Origin of the sequence: Lysinibacillus sp. BS3, from assembly GCF_039614735.1 — a bacterium.
Taxonomy (GTDB): Bacteria; Bacillota; Bacilli; order Bacillales_A; family Planococcaceae; genus Lysinibacillus; species Lysinibacillus capsici.
Map to the genome: position 1 here is coordinate 797,917 of NZ_CP154860.1, position 20,287 is coordinate 818,203.

Sequence of the window (20,287 nt, forward strand, 5' to 3'; positions counted from 1 at the left end):
ACTGTTGAGGTCAGTCCTCAACATCAATTTTCCACTTTTTATACACCTACTAGTTTTTTCTAGCTGCTTCTCCTATCCTTGAAAATAATAATCCAATACTTCCTGAGGGGTATGGAAAACTTTATTGCTTTGTGTTTTATAAAGAAATTTGGGATTTGTACAGGCTTTCTCCAAACTTTTTGCTTGCTTTAGCTTATCTGTCATTTGCTCAATAATATCTGTGTAGCCATCGAGCTGGTTTGAAATTTTTGGTAGCATTGTCGGTGAAATATCTAGTACAATAGAGACTTGATCCTCAGCATAACTATTTAAATTGATAAAAAAGCATTCTTCCAAATGCTTTGAATGTTTATCTACATTAATGACAGCCTCTTGATAATTGGCGATTAACCCTGTTGATGTATTCGTAATTGTAAAGCCTTGCTGTGTCAAATGCTGTTCAACTAGCATTAAAAACTGCTCGACCTCTGCATCTAGCTTTGGCGTAACAGTTGATTGAATTAAATCATTACATTTCTGATAAATGGTATCAATTTCGGTCTGTTTTTCGACAAGTAATTTAAAATTGGACATTGAATACACGCTTCATCTCCCCTTTTTACTAAGGTAGACATTCATGAAGCGTTTTAGTCATGATCACGAAAAATAACAATTAAAAGAAGAAGTCCATGATTAGAAATTCTGTCAAAGCCATCATCATCGTGGATGGGAAACTATTGCTAACAAAAAATCAAGATATAGAGGGCTACTTTTACCTTTGTCCAGGTGGTGGACAGGAGCATGGAGAGACCTTTCACAAGACGTTGCAAAGGGAATGCCTGGAGGAAATTGGCTCCTCCGTTCACATTGGAGAGCTGTTATTTATCCGTGAATACATCGGACAAAATCATGAGCATGCCGCCTTTGACGCTGATGTACATCAGGTAGAATATTATTTCCTCTGTCAGGTAAATACGCAAACTTGTCAACCAACAAATCCTGATAGTCTTCAAATTGGGACACAATGGATACCGATTGAAAAGCTTCATACATATAGACTTTACCCCAAAGCGCTTACCCAACCATTACAGAAATTTATACGAGGACAACAAACAACAATCTATTTGGGCGATGTCAATTAAAATAGGCTGTCTATCTCCTTAGACAGCCTATTCTTGAGGAAGCACTTTCACCATGGTATAGTAGCTACTGCCTGGTGGATAATCTTTAATTTCTCCCACTACTTGATAGCCATGTGCCTCATAAAAGGTACGCGCTTGAAACTCGTAGGTTGTCAGTAGGGCTTTTGTTGCGCCCATGTCCTTGGCTACTAACTCTGCCTGTGCTAAGAGCTTTGTGCCAATTCCCTTTCCACGATATTCTTCACTAAACCAAAATTTATGTATTTCTATCCACCCCCAGTAGACTTCAGCTGTTATACCACCTATCCATTGCTGCTGTTGATCTGTGACGATTAACTGTAAAGGAAGAACCGCACCCTTCTTTCTACTTTCGCGATGATAAGGAGATTGCTCATTATTATAGGCACGAATTTTTTCGCTTAAAAAATTTGTAAAATCCTCATGCTGTCCCCGTAAAACCTCTACTTGATATTGCATCTCGCTCCTCCTATTCCTGGTAACGCTTTATCAGCTTGTCTTGATGAGCTGCAAATATTTCTTCTAATGGAATATCGTACTGATTGGCAATCACTATAAGATTTCCTAAGACATCCCCTAGCTCTTCAATTAGCTCCTGCTTATTTTCTTCAAAGGATTGTGTTTTTTCATCTGGTCGATCTCTACCAATCTCGATTGCTCGAATCGCCCTGGCTACCTCACCTGTTTCTTCTGCCAAGAAGCCAATACGTGGAAAAATATTAAGCTCTGACCAGCCACGTGCTTCATAGTAATCCTTTACCCAGCGTTGAAATTCATTTAGTTCCAATTCAGTTTCCTCCATTTCCTTCCTCTTCAAAATAAATTATACTATAAAAGAATTCGATCAGATATGGAGGAAATCAGCTATGAAAAGTATTGCCGTATTTTGCGGATCCAGTCTAGGCGCTTCCGAAGCTTATCGTCAAGGAGCGATTTTACTAGGAAAAGAATTAGCCAAAAGACAAATAACTCTTATTTATGGTGGTGCTTCTGTAGGCATCATGGCAACAGTAGCGAATACAGTGCTAGAAGAAGGCGGCAAGGTCATTGGGGTGATTCCGACATTATTAGAAGAACGTGAAATTGCGCATCAACAGCTGACAGAGCTGATTGTTGTAAAGACGATGCATGAACGTAAAAGTAAAATGATGGAATTAGCAGATGGCTTTATTGCCCTTCCTGGTGGATCTGGAACATTAGAGGAATTTTTTGAAGTATTTACGTGGAATCAAATCGGGCTGCTTCAAAAACCTTGTGCTATTTTCAATATGGAAAACTATTTTGATTTATTAATATCTTTCTTTGACCATATGCAAAATGAACAATTTTTAAAAGCACAATATCGTGATGCACTTATTGTTGATGAGGACGCAGCAGCACTATTAGATAAATGTGAAAGCTTTGTTCCTCCAGCTGTGAAAACTTATGAATTAAGCAAATAATAAAATGGTGAGGGTGGACCTAATTGGACTATCCTCACCTTTTTCATGCTCTAATCTCCAATACGATCCTACATGACTATGCGAAACAAAAGAAGGACCTGATTGTTCTGATTACTAGAATTTGGCTACTATGATTTCATAATTCTGCTTTCTTTTCCCGCCTTTTCACTGCTACCACAGCAATCAATACCATCCCAAGCTTCACCAGCCCAATAATGGCATACAGACTAAATGAAAGAATCGCTGGTAATAATACCAGCCACCACGACCATGTAATGACATTTGTTAGCTTTAATACGACAAAGACAATGGTCAACACTTCTGCAATGCCCATCATTTCACCACCTTACAGCCCATCCTTGACTATATAGTAACTATATATCTTACGATAAGGAACATTACAGGAAAAATTTTCACTACTTTTTCTAAATCATACAACAGGAGGCAGTAAGATGACGAATATTTTTGTAAAAAGTGAGTTTGCTCCTTTAAAACGAGTTGTCATGGCGCAATCGGAATTTGCTTTTCCAGCTAAGGAGGCTCCAACAGATGATGAATTTTTAACAGAAGAAACACTAGCACTTTATGCAAGCGTAGATACACTCGGTAAAAATTTTAAAGATGTCTTTCCAGAAAGACAGCAGCAATGGGAATTGGAACGAGCAAATTTAAAAAAGGTATTAGAAAAATACGGGGTAGAAGTACAAGTACCAAGACGTTTAACAGACTATGAAAAAGAAGTAGGAAAAGAAGATGGCTATAGCAATTTCTTCGTTCGCGATCCCTTTTTCACTATCGGCCATTTTTTAATCGAGGGCTCCCTTCGATTCCCACATAGACGCAACGAAGTTTTGCCCGTACGTAATCTTTTAGCACAGGAAGCAAATGAAAATCAATGCTTCTATGTCTCCATTCCAAAGCCTGATATGGCAGATGGTTTTGATTCTGAAGCTGGCCCGTTCTTAGAGGGCGGCGATGTGTTAGTGTTAGATAAAACGATTTTTGTCGGGAATTCAGGACTAGCCTCCAATAAAAATGGTGTGCAGTGGCTGCGTAATTTAGCGAGTAACTTTGATTATACGGTGGTCGAAGTGCCGCTTCATCCAACCATTCTTCATCTCGACTGTGCGCTTAGCCTCGTTAGAGAGGGTCTAATGATTGTCTGCGAGGAAGCACTCATTGATGGTATTCCCAAACAGCTAAAAGATTGGGATAAAATTCACGTTTCCCTAGAGGATGCCGCAAAACTTGCTACTAACGGCTTACCTATTAATGAAGAAGTCTATATTACAGACAAAGAATTTACATGGATTGGCGAGCAACTAGCGAAGAGAGGTATCACCGTAGAATATGTTGATTTTACGATTTCTCGAAGCTTTGGCGGTTCTTTTAGATGTAGTACACAACCCCTATTACGCACGGATCTCTAGAAATTATCTCTCCCCACTAAAAAATAGTATGAATAATGAGCAACCTGAAATGGCACATTATTTGTAGGAGGTGGACAAGAAATGTCTAGAATTATTGGTGTGGAACAATCATTAACGAATATCGAAGATGCTTTAAAAGCACAAGGCTTTGAAGTCATCCAGCTTCGCAATGAAGAGGATGCGAAAAAATGTGATGCTTGTATTATTACAGGTCAGGATCGCGATGTCATGGGAATTAGTGACCCAGTTATGGAAGGTCCTGTGATTGATGCGAATGGACTATCGGCAAACGAGGTCGTTGAACGCGTCCAAAAATATTTCCACTAAAATCATTTGTGCTGTCTCTACGTCATTTTGACGAGAGCAGCACTTTCCTACATACAAATGGTCTCTACTTATAATACCTTGCGTTATTGTACAAACTAATATACACGAACTTCAAAAAGTAGGGAGATATATGAGCCAAAAACAAATTGCGATTGTTATTTTAATGCTGACGACTACACTACTGCTATCAGGCTGTTGGGATGTAACAGAGCCGCAACGCATGTATTACGCACAAGGTGTGGGGGTTGACTATAAGGATAATGAATATACAGCATACTTACAAATTATCAACTTTGCTAACGTAGCGAAAACAGAATCAGCTAATCCCGAAGCTGCACCTACCGAAATTGGCCAAGCGAAGGGGAAGACAATAGAAGAAGCCATCTACAAATTGTATCGTTCAATGGACCAAGAAGTATTTTGGGGACATATGACCTTTCTTCTCTTCTCAGAGAGTGCTATGAAAGATGAAAATGCGATTGCGGTTATTGACACTTTTTTACGCTTTCGGGAGACCAGATATCATATTTGGGTTTACTGTACCCAAGATCCTATCGAGGATGTTTTATTAGTTTCTCCATTGTTAGAGAAATCACCAACTGCCGCCAAATTAAGTAATCCTAAAAATACAGCGAAGCAGGAGTCATTTGTAGAGCCCGTTAATTTAAGACAGCTCGTCATAGGCTTAAATGAGCCCAACCACGAAATGAAAATTCCTTATGTAACCGTCAACGAAAACTGGGAGACAATGGATGGCCCCAAAACAGAAACCTTTTTTGCTGGCGTTGGTATTCTTTCAAAGGATAGTTTTAAAGGCTATATTAAAGGCAAATCTGCACGTGGAATAGAGTGGATGAATGATGAAACAAAGCAAGGAGAAATCACCGTCGAATTAGAAAATAATGAAAAAAGTGATTACTTAACCGTCGATATTAAAAAGCTAGATGTTAAAGTCAAGCCAATTGTGAAAGGTAATGATGTAAAGTTTGAGGTAAATTTAAAATTCGATACGATTTTAAATGGTTTTAAAGGAAAGCTGACACCCAATCAGGTAAGAAAAAAAGTAGAAAAAGCCGTCAAGGAAGAAATCCTAACTACCTTTGAGGAAGGACTAAAAATGGATGCGGATGTCTTTCGTCTATCCGAATATCTCTATCGTAGTAATGTAAAGGCTTGGAAGAGATTAGAGAAGGATGGCAAAATTCCTTTAAGCAAAGATTCCATCAGTAAAATCGATATTCATATTAATAAAGTAAGCCCTGGCCGTAAAACATTTGCAGAAACGATTACCGAATAATAGGTAGAGACCATCCAAAATGGCATGGTCTCTTTCTTATGGCCATCTTGTCATGCTATAGTAATGGAAAAGATGAGGAAACGTTAAACAGACAGGAGATCGAGGCGATGATAAAAGGCTTTGGAGGTATATTTTGGCGAACAAAGAATCTAGATTCTGTAAAAAAGTGGTATAGCGAAACCTTGATGCTAGAAATAAACGATTGGAATGGGACAATCATTAAACCCCAAGAAGGCAATGAAACGATCTTTTCTTTTTTCACTGAACAGGACAATTATTTTCCAGCAGAACAGCAAGTGATGTTAAATTTCCAAGTTCATGATGTAAACGAGATGATAAAGCATCTTGAACATCTTGATGTCCCACTCGCAAAACCTCTAGAGTGTAACGAATTTGGAAAGTTTATTTGGATCAAAGATCCAGAAGGTCGACTGATTGAGCTTTGGGAAAAATAGTTTACTCTTGCGTTATAAGTCAAAGAAAAAAGGACCAGACACTTGAGACTGGTCCTTCTTCCTATATTAATGGTTTGTTTTGTTATTAAGAATGTAATCCCGATAGACTAACAGAGCGACAAGAAGAAAGCTAAGGCTAACAAGTCGGAAAATCATTTCTATACTTATCCATTCAGCTAAAATTCCTAAGATAAATGCGCTCATACCAACTCCAACATCAAAACTGGAAAGAAAAGTGGCATTGGCTGCACCACTTTTGGCTTCACTTACTTTTTGAACAGCCCAGGTTTGTAGGCACGGCATAACGGTGCCATAGCCTGCACCAAATAAAATCGCGGCGATAATCAATGTGAAATTATTTGTAGTATAGGATAACACGATTAAAGATAGAAAACCGAAAATCGCTGACACAATAATGATCGACCATGGTCCATGCTTATCAAACCATTTCCCTGTAAAAGGACGTATTAAGGTGGAAACAATTGCGTTGATAAGAAAGAATAGAAAAATATCCTTTAATCCCTTTTGTTCACCAAAAAGAACTAAGAATGTAATAATAGCGCCAAAACCAAGCGTCGTCACAACAGTCAATACTGCCTGAAACCTTACTTCTTTTTCAAATATCGCTTCCATAAACCGAAGTGGCTGCTTGTCATTTTGAATAGGTGTCGTTGCATGCACAAAGGAAAGCATTATGATCGCAAATAGGCTTAGGAAGGCTGACGACCAAATCAGCGTGTGAAAAGAAAAGGTACTGTAAATAAGGATACCGAGACTTGGTGCAACAATCGCTCCCACGGTTGTGGATACCGAGAAATAGCCCATTCCCTCTCCTAATCGAGCTTTAGGGATACTATCTACAGCCATTGTACTATTGGCTGTCGTGGATACACCCCACGCTGTTCCATGGAAAAGTCGGAGTAATAGGAAAATCCAAATCGTGTTAAGCAATGGATACAGCATTGTAATTATGAGTAAGGCTATACTTGCCACAATCGCTAGTTTTTTCCGCTTATGATCCATTAAATAGTACCCTACAAAAGGTCTTATCGTGATGGCACCTAGTGTAAATACCGTCGTCACCAAGCCTACTTGCATCGGATTGGCGTTTATGCTTAATAAATAGGCTGGTAAAATAGGCAATAGCATTTCAAATCCTATAAAAATAAAAAAATTACTTATGAATAGAAAAAGAAATGATGAAGTAAAAATTGGTTGTTTTTTCATAGTAAATTCCTCGCTTCTAATTATTTTTTTAAATTAGAAGCGCTTGGAACACTGCAACATTCCTTAATTGTCTTAGTTTTTTTAGCAATTCACTCACCCTCTCTCCGTTTTATCACAACAAAAAAGACGCCATAAAACCGGCGTCTACCAATTACTTTGTATGGTTAAAAAGTCATTTTTCACACATGACTGACAAAGGCAAAAAGCTTCCGGTTACTACTTTCACTATGCTGTTTTCTTAAAAAACCACAGACTGGTCCCTTTGAGCCTAAATCATCTAATTGTAAAAATGTCTTTACCTCAATCGCCGTTCTTCTGAAAATAGTTTCCATGACTTTTTGCCTCCTCTCTCAAGATCAATTCATAGCTTACTATAATTTAATACAAGTTTACCACAAAAGCAAATGTAACGTTGAAACTATGTATAAAACGCAAAATATTTTCCCCGCATCGACTATTTATAAAGTTCTTTCCTTGTCACCGTCTATTAATTGCACATGCACCTTGGAGGAGCTACCTCCCTCAATATGATTAGGAACATTTGTTAAATCGAGTAATTCCTTTAGATGAATAGCTTTTTCACGATTGGCCTCGATGGTCACATGATATGGCCCTGCTATATTCATAAGTGAATCCATCTGCTTATCGCCTTTAAAAAAATTCGTATCGATAAATTGTAAATCAAAGGACACAGCTTCATTGCTTCGATTATGTAGGACAATGGTACATTCCCCATTCATTAAGTCTTTTCTCACCATATCAAAACGACATTCTCCATCCCCTTTGTATGAAATGGCCATAATGCCACTAGCAAAGGTTTCTTGATACGCCATGATAAGCAAATGAGGTAAAAATGAATAAAGTAATACTACAATAACAAATGTTCGAAAATGATATTTGTTGATACTCCTAAGTAGTAAAATCATAGCAATTATAAATAAAATCGAGCCAAAGATGCCAAGTAACACGTATCCATCCTGTGTTTCGATGGGAATCGACATGAATGTAGTATGTGCGATCATCGCTTCATTGTAGGGATACGGAAAAAACAGACACATACAAATACCCAACATAACGATTGATCCTATAAACGTCTTTTTATTGTTCATCATATGCTGCCTCCTTTCTAAGGTAATACATAATATGCACATACCAAATTTACCATATATCCCCTAAACAAGGAATGAAGTCTGTGAAAAACTTCTATTTTAAAAATAGTCAATCCGTCTGTAGGCTGAGATGTAGGACCGTCTATAGGGCATTTCCAAATTTAAGGTAAATTGCTATAATTAAGCTCCCTGGGGAATTACAAGAAGAAGGAGGGTTCATATTGGGTATGAAAATAATTTGGTGGGCTGTAAATATTGTATGGTTATTGATCTTTTCTGGCATCGCCGTATTTATTGGGGCAAGAAATGTTGATGGTGCAGGGATTGTGCAAACACCTGAAGTGAAAATGGTTTCATTCATTATTTTGGGCATCATGTTTCTAATCGTTTTACTTGTGCAATTAATTTTTCTTTACTTTATTAAAAAAAGCACAAAAACTCACTTTACGAAAATCACTTAAAAAGAAGCGAGAGGCTATATTAGCACTCGCTTCTTTTTCACCTTGATGCACATAACTCCCTAAAATTACAGCCCCGACAATGCCATTTTTCTTGTGTTTGTTCAAAGTCCTCGAGGTCTACAGGCTAAAAGTTAGATTTTTGGCCTAACTTAGGGGGTGCTGTACATTTGAAATGTGGTTTTAGTATTTATTCATCAAAAAAATCACCTTTGAAAAAAGGTTTAATTCCAACTTCTCTAAATAAATATTTTATTGGATGACAATCATCGACCAGATTTTTGTTGGGAATTAAAATTTTCTCCCTAAGTTCTTGAAATATTTCCGGATTAATTTCTGGAAACCATTCTTCATAAATCATATGTTTATCCTTTTCTATCAAAATTAAATACACAACAATAATCTCAAACATATAAGGAAATTCTTGTTTAATATTTTGATAGTTATCTAACAATGAAGTTATATAATCCTCAAAATTAAAAAATTTTGTTCCTTTTTCATTGTTGTATTTTAAACGTTCCTTTTCAGGTTTAAAGACAAAAGTAGACTTATTAAACCAGTTGCCTAACATGCATGTAAAAATTAATAATGCATATTTTTTAGTTTCTTTATCATCATCATTAAAATATTTAAAATACTCATCATAAATATAGTTTTTGGCAGTGGTAAAATACCCAATTTCAATCCCAGAAATAGTTTGTTTCACATTTTGTATAATTTTATTATTTTCCATACCATAGTCACTTTCTTTAAAAATTTCCATAATATAGATTATAACACACATTTAGAATACAGGGAACATTGATACAATAATCCAATCATACTTTGAATATGACCCTGACCATGAACTCCCTTTTTGAATTGCAACCCTAACTCTTTGTCCTTCTTTAAACGAAATAAATTCTTTTGTATAACGATCTTTAACTGTAGGATCTTTTAACAGTTCGTCTGTTCCATTTATTACTTCCATTGCGATATCCATAGATTTTGCTGGATAATAAGCATATTTGAATTGTGATTTCCATTCATTGTTTACTTGAGTTTCATATTTTATTTTCCCCTTAGAAAACTTCATATGATACTCATAAATATGACAATAACCGTAATTTCTAGTTTTAGCTGCTGGCATTACAATCTTTGAACCAGAGGATGATGTTGCCACCTGATCTTTCATCGGTGACGCTGCTTTCATTGCCTCGTTCTCTTCAGCAAAGTTTATTTCATCAGTTGGAATTTCGCCTTCAGGCACTTCTATAGGTTCAAAACCGTCCATTGGACTTAGAGTGTAAACACCACAGTAATCTTGTGCCTCTTTTTTTACTAACTCCGATAAAATATCATCGTTAGCTTTTGCTGTTACAGGAATTACTAATATAGTCATAAATAAAACTATCAATAATCCGCTAAATTTCTTCATTTTTCCACTCCTTTATTTTTCTGGGTACACCGCAATTGTATAATTTTACAAAATAAACTTAAATAGTATTTAATTACCTTTTATTAAATGACAAATAGTTACAATTTATAAAGTGTTAAATCACCAATTCATTGCCAAAGAACCTCCATTCTTTAATGATGAAGGTTCTTATATTGAATCATCTATTTTTTCAAATCAAGATTCTACTATAATAATATTTAATTTATAATAAAACATGACTTTAGTAGTGTTAAAAAATACAAATGAAATGAAATAAATTTTAAACCCAACCAATACTTTCTGCTGTTTTATCTATTAAAATGTTACGTTTACACAATACCTTATGACGTGAAATATAAGCTTATCGGCTATGTCCTCGCATTCATAACAGTCATCTGTATCCAGTAACGCATATCTACAATGGTATGCATATCCTCACCTAACTCGTTGTATAGGTCTTCCACAGTCTTGATGATGCGTTTTAGGTTTTGGTAGTAGTCATCATTGGCTAGAAGCATTAAGTCACAAATCACTAAGACTTTTTATGTTATAATTTACACAAAATACATATTAAGGTGATTCTAATGACATTTATCAGAAAATACTTGAATATTGTTTACTTCGTTATACTTTTTTTACTTTTATCTGTTTCGGATTATTTCAAAAAAGGTAATTGGGATTTTCTTAATAATCTCTTCTTTTCTTTATGGGCAGTAATTGTTTATGCTTTTTTAAATTGGGCATGGGATAGTAAAAAATATGAAAAGAAATAGCATATTGTTCATTAACTCTAAGGAAAATCTGCAACTCTTTCCCAACGGTTTATCCCATTCTTAATGTTTTGGAGATCCTAACTAACACAATCGCTAGTTCTTGTCGCTCTCCAATGTTTAAATACTTTTCAACATCAAGCTCATTAATTATTGTATAACGTCTTTCTTTTCCTTCTATAACTGTATCTTCAAATGTGGGCTCTGCTGGTGATTGTTTTAAAATAGCTGCAACTTCCTCCTTAATTCGTGGATAACTATGTTGTTCATTTCCATTCTCCCTTCTCTACAAAATTTATCAAATATTCATTGCGTATCTACTGCTAGTTGCACACATCTCAGGTAAATTTGCTCATACAAATGCTTCGGCAAATGGTGGCGGAACAGAGTTTCCACAAGAGTTGAGAGCACGTGGATTGGGATACATGATACTTGTTTCCTTTTCAAAAATAATACAAGCTCATAAATTACAAATAGTGAATCGTTATGAGCTAGCTGATTTTCTTAACGTAACTGAAGACTTTTTAGATGAAGCTCTTGAAGGGTACAAGAGTAAGTAGGATTTATATGTAGTTTTACCACCTACCAAGAAAGGAGAACCTCGAATAAAAGTTACTGTTGAACATGGGTATGATGAAGACACTGGTAAACGACTTAGATATACTAAAACCATACGTACGAAATCCATGTCTGATCGTGCAATATGCAATAAAGGAAGCTATTACAGATTTTGAAATCGAAGTATTAAATAAAGAAGATGAAAAGTTGAAAATATTAAATTTGCAAATTTTATTGATCAATGTATTATAGAGGATTTAGGTGACTATAAACATTCTAACATCTAAACCCTATATCTAGTAGAATGTCTAAAAAGATGGAGAGAAAGATGTCCTAGTGAAGCAAAAGGACAATATACTGTTTTAAAAAGCATCTTCTCTAAAGGGATTGAATGGAAATTAATTAAAGATAATCCTATGGACAAACATTAAATCTTCTCGTTTGGAACCTAAAAAGAAGGACTTAGAATTTTACAACGAAGAACAGTTAAAACATCTTTTCAGAGTATTAGAAAACGTAAATCCTAAACTCAAGCTCCAGATTAAGTTGGCAGCAATGGTTGGACTACGACTAGCAGAAATAGCAGGATTATGTGTGGAATCTTTTGATTTTGAAAATAATACTATCTATGTAGACAAAACCCTTCAATTTGATATTGAAGTTAGAAAACTAAAAATTTTACCCCCAAAAAACAAAAAGCCTCGATTAGTTAACGTCCCAAAGAGTTTGATGCGTGAACTAAAGTTATTTGTTGATGGCTATTAGGAACTAAAAAATGAAAAGAGTGATGCTTGGAATCTGATAAAAGATGATGATGGAACTCCCTTAAACTTAAACTTTACAAAAAATCAGATGGTAATCCATCAAAACCTGCTGCTATAAATCTTGCTTGGAGAAGAATTATTGAAAAGTACAGTTTACCAAAGTTGAATTTTCACGCATTACGACATTCATATGCCTCATTTATGGTCAGTCGGTATGTAAATTTTAAGATCATACAGGAGCAACTCGGTCACTCTGATATAAAAATGACAATCAACACATATAGTCATTTAACCAAAAAGGATAAAAATGAAGCAAGCGACCATTTCGATGACTTTTTGGTCACTTGCTCAATTTTTCATCATATTTCTGCGCACATAACTCCCTAAAATTACAGCCACGACAATGCCATTTTTCTTGTGTTTGTTCAAAGTCCTCGATGTCCACGGGCTCGTTGGAAAAAATATCAGCCTGATACTTTTTCATTTCTAAAACACTGCGCTGAAACGTATACAAAATATTCTCCATATCCATGTCTGTAAAACTATATTTCTTGCGCTTGCCTGTTAATAAATATTCATTATAGACCTCGATTTGCGCTAGAGACACACGGTATTTTTGCTGAACATAGTACGCGTAGAGGGCTAATTGCTGACGGTCATCATCAGATTCTCCACCGGTCTTCCAGTCAACAATAATCCATTTATCCCTCAATTCATCATAATAATGAAAGTCCATAACAACGAATACCTGGACATCTTCTATTTTCATGGAGCGGAATTGCTCTGGTTCTCCGATACGGAGAGAGCCTTTTTGTGAGGTGATTTGCTGGAATGTTTCACTCATCAAAAAATGATTAAAAACAAGTCGTAAACGTTCTTTATAGTCTTGCACAAGCTCAGGAGAAAGGGTGCCATGGTAATAGATTTCCTGCATCATATAAAACTTGTTTGGTTTTTGCCTCCAAAATTCAAGACGACGAGTGGAGTCAATAAAGGCTGCATTCAGCTGCCCGCGCCCCAATTGAATTAGCTCCTCTACTGTTGGAGCTTTTCCTGTTTGTAAATAATCATTAATGGCCTGCTCAATGTATCGATGGACAATTTGCCCAAATAAAATAGGCATCGATTGCAGCTTTTTTAAGCGATACACCTGTTGATGATATGGCTCCACATTGTAACTGAGCCACCCGTTATGTGAAAAGTAATATTCATAGCCGTATTTGCGGGCACAGCTTGTCAATGTTTTATGACGCGATAACGACCACGAAAAGGTTGGATAGGGTGAAATTTCAAACAGGACAATCACCTCCTAAAGCTGATGGATGAAATCATAAACAAGCTGTATAATCAGCACAATCGTTACAATACGCAGTAAAAGCTTTACCTGATGTGCTTTCACTTTTCTGGCTAGCACAAGCCCAATTTGTGCACCAATCGTCGAGCCAATCATTAAAATAAGCGTTAACGGCCATTCGATTTTCCCTGTAGCAATATAGGTAATCGCTGCTCCTGAGCACATTGCAAATACCCCTACCCGTGATAGCCCCACGGCTTTAATATAGGAAATCTTCTCATGTGCATATGTATAAAGCGCCAATGTACTACTGCCTGGACCAAACATACCGTCATAAAAGCCAACTCCAAGAAGGATAGGACCGTTTTTTCGATTCATCGTAAAACGTTCCTTGTCGCCAAAATCAGCTCCACCCATAAAGGACATGACAAGCGCAAAGCCAAGTAAAATAATAGCAATGAACGTTAATGATTGACTACTCATGAATGAAGCGAAAAGTCCCCCCAATGTACCTCCGATTAAAGAGACAAGTAACACCGAACGCATTTCGTTCCATGCTAATTCCTTACGTTGATAAATTGTATAAAAGCTTAAAAAAGCACTCACCATATTGGACACTTTATTTGCGCCAATAGCCGAATGGACGGGTACACCCATTAGCATCATCGTTGGCAAGGTAATTAAGCCACCACCCCCAACTAACGTACCAATGACATTCCCAATGATGCCAATAAGTAAAAACAACAAGTATTCCATAATATCCTTCTTTCCCTAACACAAAAAGCAATCATTCTATGATACAGTATAACAGATTGTTATTATCAATGATGATGGAAATGAGGAGCAAGGATGCATATACAACAAAAAACACCTACACCACGCTTTTGTCACCAGTTAACGGTTATTGTGGCGACTATTTTTCTAGCTGGCATTACAGCGACACTCATTCAATACGGCAAGCTCCCTGCCATGATTCCTGTCTTGCAAAGCTTCACGAGTGAACATGCCCAATTCGGTCCGAAAATTGCTATTTTTTATTTACCCTTTGTCGCTCTTATGCTCTTTCTACTTTTACACTATTTAGAGATAAAGGCAGCTTATCCTGTGATGCGTAAAAATAAAGCACCTCTCTCCCATAAACAGCGACAAAATGGCATCCTTACGTTTTGTCTCATCAAAAATAGTATTCTATTGTATTTTACCTACTCCCTATTCAATGACCTGACGGTAGCTCTAGGTCGTGAACGTATTTTACAACAATGGCATGCTTACTTATTTTTACTGCTGTTATTTGGCATCTTCATGATAGGGATTGTGCGAGGCATTTTGTTGGCTAAAAAAAGTTAATGTAAAAAAAGAGAGCATGTTTTAACAATGAACATGCTCTTCTTAGACTAATTATTATTCAATGGATGTCATTAATTCATAAAAATATTTTTTCTCCTGCGTCTCATAAAGCTTATACCAAGCATGTAATGTTTCAGGTGTAAAAACATCGAGCAGCCTCAAAACATGGTAGGCAAAATCCAACGGTGCAATGCCAGATGCCGTTACTAAATTCCCTTCAGTTACGGCTGGCTTCTGTTTAAAATGTTCATCCCCAATATAATGTTGACAAAGCATCTTCAAGTATTCGAGATCGTTGCTCGTATGTTGTCTTGTATCAAGCAAACCAACCTTTGCAAGACCAAACGTTGCACCACAAATTGCAGCTACGAAAACATCTTCATTCAACGCTTTTGAGACTTTATTCAATACAGGCTCATGAATAGATTCTAGCCATGTATTGCCTCCTGGAAGAATCAAGACATCCATGCTATTCAAGTGACATTCAGCAACGGCCATCGTTGGAAGTATGGTGATGCCACCCATCGTCGTAACAGGACTTCTATCAATCCCTACTGTCATCACCTCTAAAGGCTCTAACCCCTTTTTAAAATATCTACCTGTATTTAATTCGGCCATTAAATACCCTATCTCCCAATCTGCCATCGTATCAAATACATAAAGATACACTTTTCTTGTCTGCATAATAAACACTCCTTTTATTGAAACTATGCTTAGTATAAAAAAACTTTACTGACATTCTCCGTCAGTAAAGTCAGACTGTAGACAAACTCAATGAATTTTGAGTTTGCCTACAGTCTTTTTTCTTTTACAATAAAATAAAGTAAAGCCGTTGATTTCCACTACGGGCGGACGCTTTCCGCGGGCGGGGTCGAGCTGCTTCCCTCGCTTCGCTTAGTCCAGGATCTCGACTTTCCCGCTTTTCCCGCAGGAGTCGCCACCCTTCGTTCCAATCAACTTCTACATAAAGAATTCCTTATTCATCTATTGATAAAAAGTACACTTTCGAGGTGATCAACCATGATGACGAAAAATCAAATCAATGAACGTGAACAATTAGAAATGCTAACGATTGATCAATTAGTTCCCCAAGATCATTTAGTACGAAAACTAGAGGCGGCTATTGATTTTTCATTTATCTATCCTTTAGTAGAAAACCTCTACTCTGCTAAAGGACGCCCTAGTATTGATCCTGTTGTTCTCTTTAAAATGACGTTTATTCAGTACGTTTTTGGTATACGGTCCATGCGTCAAACCATCAAAGAAATTGAAACGAATATGGCGTATCGTTGGTTTTTAGGGTTTGGCTTCCATACAGAAGTCCCGCATTTCTCTACCTTCGGTAAAAATTATGTCCGTCGCTTTCAAGACACTGATATATTTGAGCAGATATTCTATCGTATATTAAAAGAGATTATGCATCAAGGACTCCTCCATGCAGACCATTTATTTATCGATTCTACGCATGTGAAAGCGAGTGCGAATAAACGAAAGTATGATAAAAAAGTTGTGCGAAAAGAAACACGGGCTTATGAAGAGAAACTTCAATTAGAGTTAAATATTGATCGTGAGGAACACGGAAAAAAGCCCTTTTCCCCGGAGAAATTTGAAAAAGAAGAATGGAAAGAAATAAAGGAAAGCACGACAGATCCTGAAAGTGGGTATTACGTGAAGGATGAACGTACGAAACAGTTTGCGTATTCTTTTCATGCAGCGACAGATGAAAAGGGCTTTGTCTTAGGTGCCATTGTGACTCCGGGAAATGTGCACGATAGCCATGTATTGCAGCCACTTGTTGAAAGAGTCATTCAAAACGTTCAAAAACCAATCGCTGTTGCGGCAGATGCAGCCTATAAAACACCAGCCATTACGAACTTTTTATTAGAGAATCAAATGTTGCCTGTTCTTCCGTATACACGTCCTAAAACGAAAGATGGTTTCTTCCGAAAGCATGAGTATATATATGACGAGCACTATAATTGTTATCTTTGCCCACAAGGGCAGATATTGAAGTATGCAACAACGACGAAAGAAGGATATCGGCAATATAAATCGAATCCTTTGATTTGTGCGAAGTGTCCAAGCCTTTCCCAATGTACAGAAAGTAAGCATCATCAAAAACTCATTCAACGCCATATCTGGGAGTCGTATGTGGAGGAAGCTGAACATTTACGCCATTCCTATGACATCAAACAAATCTATGCAAAGCGCAAAGAAACGATTGAGCGTGTCTTTGCCGATGCAAAGGAAAAGCATGGTATGCGATGGACAACCTTAAGAGGTATAAAAAAATTGTCCATGCAAGCGATGCTTACTTTTGCTGCCATGAATTTAAAGAAACTGGCTACTTGGACGTGGCAAGTAGCTTAAGAGAGCAACTATGCTCGAAGAGTATGTTGGATTTGGTAATCTATTACCAAATATCAGGACGACATAGGAAGAAAAATGATAAAAGCCCTCGAGAGTGAACTTCTCGAGGGCTTTTGTCTACAGTCTGACTTTACTGACATTCTCCGTCAGTAAAGTTTTCATTTTCATAAAAATGAATGAGCTCATATAGAACGTCAATTATCTTTTGCTTTAGACTTATGGGTTCTACTACTTGGATTGATTTTCCATAGGGAAAAAGTAAATAGGGTACATAGGTATGTAATGCTTCCTCATCTACTAAAAATATAGCGTTCTTATTGGTGCGTTCTTGGAGGTGATACTTTAAAAACCAATGCTGACTGATCGCATCCACAGCACTTGACTTTCCACAAATGATGAAGGGCACTAGGTTCTGTTTATCTTCGACTTGAGGAAAAAGGCTTTTCATAAAAAAATCACTGGCAGAGAAAGATTGTGGTCGTTGGAAGGGAATGCCTGTTTGATGCAGACTACTAATTCGGCCTACTTTAAAAGTACGGATTTCATTTCTTACATGACAAAATGCAACGACATACCAGTTTTGTTTCCAATAAACCAAACCATATGGATTAACCACCCTAGACTTAGATTGCTCTTCATTATTAGTATGGTATTCCATCTCTATAGATGTTCTCTTTACTATACTCTCTTCTAAATTTTTTAATAGTGGCTCCAAGGAGGATTCATCAAGACCGATTATCTCGAAACCTTGTAAATGCTGTTGAATCATTTTTTCTTGCTCTTGATTTGAAAACATTGTAAGCTTTGCTGTTGCACTGTTTAATGCCTCATCTAAAAAATAGCCAGCTTCTTTTGCAAAAATAGAAGCATGAAGTAATGCCGCTTTCTCATCAACATCAAAAATAAGAGGACTTTTAATAAAATTATTCAACAGGGTATATCCTCCATGATGACCTGTTTCAGCTATAATCGGCACACCACTGGCAGAAAGTGAGTTAATATAGCGGTAAACGGATCTGATATTAATCTCTAATTTTTCAGCGATTTCTTTCGCGGTAATTTTCCTACCTGAATTCAACATCCATAAAATCTGCATCATATGATCCATTTTAGACAAACATTTTCACCTCATTGAATTAATTTATGATTTCTGACACAAAATCAGGCTACCTGATACTGTTATCAAGTAGCCCTTCCATTATGCCTTTACCAATTCATCTTCCATTTGCTTAAAATTATGTATTAAACCGTATTTCTGTATGCCACGTGCTTGTTGGATGCTGGCATCCGCGAATTGGCGGAAATTAGCCTGATCCTTTATTGTACAGGCATAGACCGCTTCAATTGCAGGTTGCATCCACGGCTGTGTTAGTTTATCACTTCTCATATCGGCCGCTCGACCTTCCAGCGCAGCAATATAGCATAGTGCATAGCTAGTTAAAGGCTCCTTATCAATTTGTCTTGCGGCTACTTTAGCAGCACCAAGATTCTCCTCCATAATGGCCTTAATAAAGAGGTAATTGTACTTAATGGCTGGCTGCTTATAATGATGAATGATGACATCGATTGCCTGAATCTGTTCCTCTTTTGTCCCGTAAGCTGATGCATAGAGAGCAGCAAATATAGGCTCTTTTCGGTGATTTTTAACCCATTTATCCACCTGCTCCATATTGTTTGTGCGATATAAAATATGTATATGGCGATAAATCATCCCTACCGCAATTAATGCAAATATCCCAAGAGAGATGGATAGACGAACACCCGCTAAGGACAGCGTCAATGCCAATAAAATAATAGCTAAATAAAAGAATGTTAATTTAACAATTTTCATATTACCTCCTACTGTAATTTCCTACGCATTTTACGAGAAAAGATATAGCCTGCCCCTATAAAAAAGATAAGAGCCATCACTTTCATAATAGGAATAATAAACAGCTTGCTAATAACGACTACAACGAGGATATAATAGACAACCATCGCCAGTAAAAACAATGTCAGCTTATTCACGAAGTTCCCTACTTTCCTTTAGTGCCGCCTCAATCGCTGCTAAAGCTTTTGGACCCATTCCATGAAGATGAGCTAATGTAGAAAGCTCAACTCTTTCTAGCTGCTTCAATTCTGTATAGCCCGCTGCATGTAATGCGCGAATTGCTGGTTTTGCTACTCCCTTAGGCCACTCTGTCATGCTTGCACGTCCCTTCACGAAAAAATCTTCTCTGCCCTATTATGCAAGTGACAGCAAAGAAATGCAAATAAGTCAAAATTTAAACATATACAAGCACGCCGCTATGAAATTTACAATACTATGGATACTCCAGCTAGTGACAATGGAACCTCCAGCAATTCGTTCGTTCACCCAGCCCATCACATAGCCAGCAAGCGCTGTAGTAAGCACAACTAATAAGATTACATGAAGCGGAAGCACCGACCATAGCATGGCCCCATGAACACAGCCAAAAACAATACTTTGCAAGAGATTTGCTACTTGAAAATCAAAAATCTTCATCAATCTCTTTAATAAAAAGCCGCGAAATAATAGCTCCTCTGATAAACCTGTTTGAATAATAGCGTAGAAAAGTGCTGGAATGACGGCAGCAGCTCCAAGTCCCGCGAATTGATTCGCCGCTAGCAAGGAGCGATCAATATAGAAAAAGACTAGCGCAAAGCTCGGTATTAACATCGTGAAAGTAGAAAGTACAATGTACATAGCATACCTTCCCTTGTGCACAATAATAGGCTTTTGCAATCCTATCCACGTTAAAAAGGGCTGTTTTTTTCTCGCTGTACAAAGCCACCAAATAAACGGAATCACTGAAAATAACATCACTTGCAAAATGGCACTGATTAAACTATTCATCATCTTATTTCCCCTCCTGTTTACTA

Annotated in this window: 28 protein-coding genes; 11 read left to right on the plus strand and 17 right to left on the minus strand. The window is 37.0% G+C overall.

Annotated features, from left to right (window positions below):
* Positions 1-72 precede the first annotated feature (72 nt).
* A complete protein-coding gene (locus AAJG31_RS04255; protein WP_227744841.1) occupies positions 73-573 on the minus strand; it encodes a hypothetical protein in 501 nt (166 codons plus the stop codon).
* A gap of 95 nt (positions 574-668) precedes the next feature.
* Between AAJG31_RS04255 and AAJG31_RS04260 the strand changes: the two genes are divergently transcribed.
* Complete coding sequence (locus AAJG31_RS04260; protein WP_054548793.1) at positions 669-1,121, plus strand: NUDIX domain-containing protein; 453 nt, start codon at positions 669-671, stop codon at positions 1,119-1,121.
* A 27-nt stretch (positions 1,122-1,148) separates the two neighbouring features.
* On the opposite strand, the gene AAJG31_RS04265 is transcribed toward AAJG31_RS04260, so the two are convergent.
* Together AAJG31_RS04265 and AAJG31_RS04270 are read right to left on the minus strand one after the other, a co-directional pair.
* Complete coding sequence (locus tag AAJG31_RS04265) at positions 1,149-1,598, minus strand: GNAT family N-acetyltransferase (RefSeq protein WP_279494678.1); 450 nt, start codon at positions 1,596-1,598, stop codon at positions 1,149-1,151.
* A gap of 10 nt (positions 1,599-1,608) precedes the next feature.
* Positions 1,609-1,926, minus strand: coding sequence for a MazG-like family protein (locus tag AAJG31_RS04270; protein WP_279496320.1), 318 nt, complete (start codon positions 1,924-1,926; stop codon positions 1,609-1,611).
* A 79-nt stretch (positions 1,927-2,005) separates the two neighbouring features.
* Here AAJG31_RS04270 and AAJG31_RS04275 point away from each other — a divergent pair, with 79 nt between their 5' ends.
* Positions 2,006-2,581 (plus strand): TIGR00730 family Rossman fold protein, encoded by a 576-nt coding sequence (locus AAJG31_RS04275; protein WP_279494677.1) that lies wholly within the window; start codon positions 2,006-2,008, stop codon positions 2,579-2,581.
* Between the two features lie 136 nt (positions 2,582-2,717).
* On the opposite strand, the gene AAJG31_RS04280 is transcribed toward AAJG31_RS04275, so the two are convergent.
* Positions 2,718-2,915 carry a transmembrane Fragile-X-F protein gene (locus tag AAJG31_RS04280; RefSeq protein ID WP_054548795.1) on the minus strand — a complete coding sequence of 66 codons (198 nt, stop codon included), beginning with the start codon at positions 2,913-2,915 and terminating at the stop codon, positions 2,718-2,720.
* Between the two features lie 118 nt (positions 2,916-3,033).
* On the opposite strand from AAJG31_RS04280, the gene AAJG31_RS04285 reads away from it, so the two are divergent.
* The 4 genes from AAJG31_RS04285 to AAJG31_RS04300 all read left to right on the plus strand — a co-directional run bounded on the left by AAJG31_RS04285 (position 3,034) and on the right by AAJG31_RS04300 (position 6,090).
* Positions 3,034-4,011: an arginine deiminase family protein gene (locus tag AAJG31_RS04285; RefSeq protein ID WP_279494676.1), complete on the plus strand. Its 978-nt coding sequence runs from the start codon at positions 3,034-3,036 to the stop codon at positions 4,009-4,011.
* 81 nt (positions 4,012-4,092) lie between these two features.
* A complete protein-coding gene (locus tag AAJG31_RS04290; protein WP_004228871.1) occupies positions 4,093-4,338 on the plus strand; it encodes a YkuS family protein in 246 nt (81 codons plus the stop codon).
* A gap of 130 nt (positions 4,339-4,468) precedes the next feature.
* Entirely contained in the window at positions 4,469-5,635 is a 1,167-nt protein-coding gene (locus AAJG31_RS04295; protein WP_279494675.1) for a Ger(x)C family spore germination protein, read from the plus strand.
* Between the two features lie 107 nt (positions 5,636-5,742).
* Positions 5,743-6,090, plus strand: coding sequence for a glyoxalase/bleomycin resistance/dioxygenase family protein (locus AAJG31_RS04300; protein WP_048390551.1), 348 nt, complete (start codon positions 5,743-5,745; stop codon positions 6,088-6,090).
* Positions 6,091-6,156: 66 nt separating this feature from the next.
* Here AAJG31_RS04300 and AAJG31_RS04305 read toward each other — a convergent pair whose 3' ends face one another.
* The 3 genes from AAJG31_RS04305 to AAJG31_RS04315 form a co-directional block, all read right to left on the minus strand.
* The gene (locus tag AAJG31_RS04305; protein ID WP_279494674.1) at positions 6,157-7,317 is read right to left on the minus strand and encodes an MFS transporter; all 1,161 of its coding nucleotides are present in this window, start codon (positions 7,315-7,317) and stop codon (positions 6,157-6,159) included.
* 179 nt (positions 7,318-7,496) lie between these two features.
* Entirely contained in the window at positions 7,497-7,649 is a 153-nt protein-coding gene (locus AAJG31_RS04310; protein ID WP_167444836.1) for a hypothetical protein, read from the minus strand.
* 126 nt (positions 7,650-7,775) lie between these two features.
* Entirely contained in the window at positions 7,776-8,429 is a 654-nt protein-coding gene (locus tag AAJG31_RS04315; protein ID WP_269898648.1) for a hypothetical protein, read from the minus strand.
* 224 nt (positions 8,430-8,653) lie between these two features.
* Here AAJG31_RS04315 and AAJG31_RS04320 point away from each other — a divergent pair, with 224 nt between their 5' ends.
* Positions 8,654-8,887 (plus strand): DUF3923 family protein, encoded by a 234-nt coding sequence (locus tag AAJG31_RS04320; protein ID WP_259949182.1) that lies wholly within the window; start codon positions 8,654-8,656, stop codon positions 8,885-8,887.
* Positions 8,888-9,074: 187 nt separating this feature from the next.
* Here the strand turns inward: AAJG31_RS04320 and AAJG31_RS04325 are convergent, their stop codons facing one another.
* Positions 9,075-9,617: a hypothetical protein gene (locus AAJG31_RS04325; RefSeq protein ID WP_225340902.1), complete on the minus strand. Its 543-nt coding sequence runs from the start codon at positions 9,615-9,617 to the stop codon at positions 9,075-9,077.
* Between the two features lie 51 nt (positions 9,618-9,668).
* Positions 9,669-10,301 (minus strand): hypothetical protein, encoded by a 633-nt coding sequence (locus AAJG31_RS04330; RefSeq protein WP_066037497.1) that lies wholly within the window; start codon positions 10,299-10,301, stop codon positions 9,669-9,671.
* Between the two features lie 1,400 nt (positions 10,302-11,701).
* Between AAJG31_RS04330 and AAJG31_RS04335 the strand changes: the two genes are divergently transcribed.
* Positions 11,702-11,881 carry a hypothetical protein gene (locus AAJG31_RS04335; RefSeq protein WP_250783401.1) on the plus strand — a complete coding sequence of 60 codons (180 nt, stop codon included), beginning with the start codon at positions 11,702-11,704 and terminating at the stop codon, positions 11,879-11,881.
* Between the two features lie 303 nt (positions 11,882-12,184).
* Positions 12,185-12,394, plus strand: coding sequence for a hypothetical protein (locus AAJG31_RS04340; protein WP_345803571.1), 210 nt, complete (start codon positions 12,185-12,187; stop codon positions 12,392-12,394).
* 339 nt (positions 12,395-12,733) lie between these two features.
* Here AAJG31_RS04340 and AAJG31_RS04345 read toward each other — a convergent pair whose 3' ends face one another.
* Together AAJG31_RS04345 and AAJG31_RS04350 are read right to left on the minus strand one after the other, a co-directional pair.
* Positions 12,734-13,690 carry a PD-(D/E)XK nuclease family protein gene (locus AAJG31_RS04345; protein ID WP_341715419.1) on the minus strand — a complete coding sequence of 319 codons (957 nt, stop codon included), beginning with the start codon at positions 13,688-13,690 and terminating at the stop codon, positions 12,734-12,736.
* A gap of 12 nt (positions 13,691-13,702) precedes the next feature.
* Positions 13,703-14,443, minus strand: a complete 741-nt coding sequence (locus AAJG31_RS04350; protein WP_279494671.1) for a sulfite exporter TauE/SafE family protein — start codon at positions 14,441-14,443, stop codon at positions 13,703-13,705.
* Positions 14,444-14,536: 93 nt separating this feature from the next.
* Here AAJG31_RS04350 and AAJG31_RS04355 point away from each other — a divergent pair, with 93 nt between their 5' ends.
* Positions 14,537-15,034, plus strand: coding sequence for a hypothetical protein (locus tag AAJG31_RS04355; protein ID WP_066037492.1), 498 nt, complete (start codon positions 14,537-14,539; stop codon positions 15,032-15,034).
* Positions 15,035-15,088: 54 nt separating this feature from the next.
* Here AAJG31_RS04355 and AAJG31_RS04360 read toward each other — a convergent pair whose 3' ends face one another.
* On the minus strand, positions 15,089-15,718 hold the full coding sequence (locus tag AAJG31_RS04360) for a type 1 glutamine amidotransferase family protein (RefSeq protein WP_066037491.1): 630 nt from the start codon (positions 15,716-15,718) through the stop codon (positions 15,089-15,091).
* Between the two features lie 336 nt (positions 15,719-16,054).
* On the opposite strand from AAJG31_RS04360, the gene AAJG31_RS04365 reads away from it, so the two are divergent.
* On the plus strand, positions 16,055-17,404 hold the full coding sequence (locus AAJG31_RS04365) for an IS1182 family transposase (RefSeq protein ID WP_279494669.1): 1,350 nt from the start codon (positions 16,055-16,057) through the stop codon (positions 17,402-17,404).
* Positions 17,405-17,534: 130 nt separating this feature from the next.
* Here the strand turns inward: AAJG31_RS04365 and AAJG31_RS04370 are convergent, their stop codons facing one another.
* From AAJG31_RS04370 to AAJG31_RS04390, 5 genes are all read right to left on the minus strand, one after another.
* Complete coding sequence (locus tag AAJG31_RS04370; RefSeq protein WP_279494668.1) at positions 17,535-18,521, minus strand: YafY family protein; 987 nt, start codon at positions 18,519-18,521, stop codon at positions 17,535-17,537.
* 81 nt (positions 18,522-18,602) lie between these two features.
* Positions 18,603-19,235, minus strand: a complete 633-nt coding sequence (locus tag AAJG31_RS04375) for a hypothetical protein (RefSeq protein WP_131519892.1) — start codon at positions 19,233-19,235, stop codon at positions 18,603-18,605.
* An 8-nt stretch (positions 19,236-19,243) separates the two neighbouring features.
* Positions 19,244-19,411, minus strand: coding sequence for a hypothetical protein (locus AAJG31_RS04380; RefSeq protein ID WP_016993359.1), 168 nt, complete (start codon positions 19,409-19,411; stop codon positions 19,244-19,246).
* Positions 19,404-19,589, minus strand: coding sequence for a hypothetical protein (locus AAJG31_RS04385; RefSeq protein WP_048390683.1), 186 nt, complete (start codon positions 19,587-19,589; stop codon positions 19,404-19,406). Before AAJG31_RS04385 ends, AAJG31_RS04380 begins: the two co-directional genes overlap by 8 nt.
* A gap of 72 nt (positions 19,590-19,661) precedes the next feature.
* Complete coding sequence (locus AAJG31_RS04390) at positions 19,662-20,264, minus strand: CPBP family intramembrane glutamic endopeptidase (RefSeq protein WP_004228915.1); 603 nt, start codon at positions 20,262-20,264, stop codon at positions 19,662-19,664.
* Positions 20,265-20,287: the final 23 nt, after the last annotated feature.